Here is a 1,594-nt window from a genome sequence, read left to right as displayed (position 1 = left end):
AAGCTGGCGCGAAAGAAGCGGGTAAATGGCGCCTCGAAGGCAAGGACTACCGCGTCCAGGAAGGCGACGTCATCCATTTCCGTTTCAACGTCTAACCCCATTACCCACCCATTTCCACAAGGAGCAAAACCATGGCGAACTACTCAACCAACGAATTCAAGGCTGGCCTGAAAATCATGCTGGACGGCGACCCGTACAACATCGTCGAAAACGAATTCGTCAAGCCCGGCAAAGGACAAGCCTTCAACCGCGTCAAAGTGCGCAACCTCAAAACTGGCCGCGTCATCGAGCGCACCTTCAAATCCGGCGACAGCGTCGAAGCCGCCGACGTCCACGAAACCGAAATGCAGTACCTCTACAAAGACGAAAGCAGCTGGCACTTCATGCACCCGGAAACCTTTGAACAACTGCAAGCCGACCAGGCCGCCGTTGCCGATGCCGACAAATGGATGCTGGAACAGGCGCTGTGTACCGTCGTCCTCTGGAACGGCAACATCATCAGCGTCACCGCGCCGAACTTCGTCGAACTCAAAGTCGTCGATACCGACCCCGGCCTGCGCGGCGACACCTCCGGCGGTGGCGGCAAACCGGCAACCCTGGAAACCGGCGCCGTGGTGCGCGTACCGCTGTTCATGAACATCGGCGACGTCATCCGCGTCGATACTCGCAGCGGCGAATACCTCGGACGCGCCAAAGAATAACCCGCCGGGAGGAGTCCCATGTACAAACGCAGCCTCGCCCTGCTCGCCCCCATCGCCGTCGTCTCCTGCGTCACCGTCAACATCTACTTCCCGGCGGCAGCGGCAGAAAAAGCGGCAGACCAAATCATCCTTGACGTCTGGCACCAGCAGGGCGGCGCAGCGGAGGCGACAAAAGCGGCAACAACCCCGCCCGCTGCCAAAAACAGCGGCGCGAAAAACGAACACAGCGCGCTGGATCCGCGCCGCATCGTCGTCGCCGCACTCAGCGCCATCAGCGGCGAAGCCCACGCGCAAAACGTGGACTTCAACGCCTCCTCGCCACAAATCGAACAAATCAAGGCGCGCATGGCGAGCCGCTTCGGCGAACTGCGCCCCTTCCTTGACAGCGGCGCGGTCGGCCTCACCGGCGACGGCCTCGTCGCCGTGCATGACGCCAACGCGGCCAGCATGGCCGAACGCGCGCGCATGAACCAACTGGTCAATGCCGAAAACAAGGACCGCAAAGCGCTCTACCAGGCGATCGCGGACGCCAACAACCAGCCGGGCTGGGCGGGACAAATCCAGAAAACCTTTGCCGAACGCTGGATCAGCCAGGCACAAAGCGGCTGGTGGTACCAAAGCGGCGGCAGCTGGAAGCAAAAATAACCGCAATAGCGTAGGTTGGGTTAGCGCGTAACCTGACAACAAGACAGATATGGCGGCTATGACACATCGCCCCGACTAAACCATCAACTATAGGGTGCGCCTTGGCGCACCTTTCCCAAATCTGCGACTGCAACAAATACCCAAACACCCGCTGACATACCCCTTCCCCTGCGGGGGCAGGGCTTTCATTTTGATGAAAGCCCGGGGTGGGGTTAGCCTGCAAACCGCCCGCCGGATACCCACCCCAA

Annotated in this window: 3 protein-coding genes; all 3 read left to right on the top strand. The window is 60.5% G+C overall.

What is annotated here, in order from left to right; genetic code table 11:
• Positions 1-95: DUF933 domain-containing protein (locus Q0349_RS13905; protein WP_298081615.1), on the top strand; the 95-nt coding region annotated here is incomplete at its 5' end.
• Positions 96-131: 36 nt separating this feature from the next.
• On the top strand, positions 132-701 hold the full coding sequence (gene efp, locus Q0349_RS13900) for an elongation factor P (RefSeq protein ID WP_298081614.1): 570 nt from the start codon (positions 132-134) through the stop codon (positions 699-701).
• Positions 702-719: 18 nt separating this feature from the next.
• Positions 720-1,346, top strand: coding sequence for a YdbL family protein (locus Q0349_RS13895; protein WP_298081613.1), 627 nt, complete (start codon positions 720-722; stop codon positions 1,344-1,346).
• Positions 1,347-1,594: the final 248 nt, after the last annotated feature.

It is taken from the genome of uncultured Cardiobacterium sp. (assembly GCF_938028185.1).
Classification (GTDB): domain Bacteria; phylum Pseudomonadota; class Gammaproteobacteria; order Cardiobacteriales; family Cardiobacteriaceae; genus Cardiobacterium.
The sequence above is the reverse complement of the archived record's forward strand: the minus strand, read 5'-3'. Positions and strand labels throughout refer to the sequence as shown.

Excerpts from the sequence above, each read along its gene's own strand:
- efp (WP_298081614.1), top strand. The coding sequence starts at position 132 with ATGGCGAACTACTCAACCAACGAATTCAAGGCTGGCCTGAAAATCATG.
- Q0349_RS13895 (WP_298081613.1), top strand. The coding sequence starts at position 720 with ATGTACAAACGCAGCCTCGCCCTGCTCGCCCCCATCGCCGTCGTCTCC.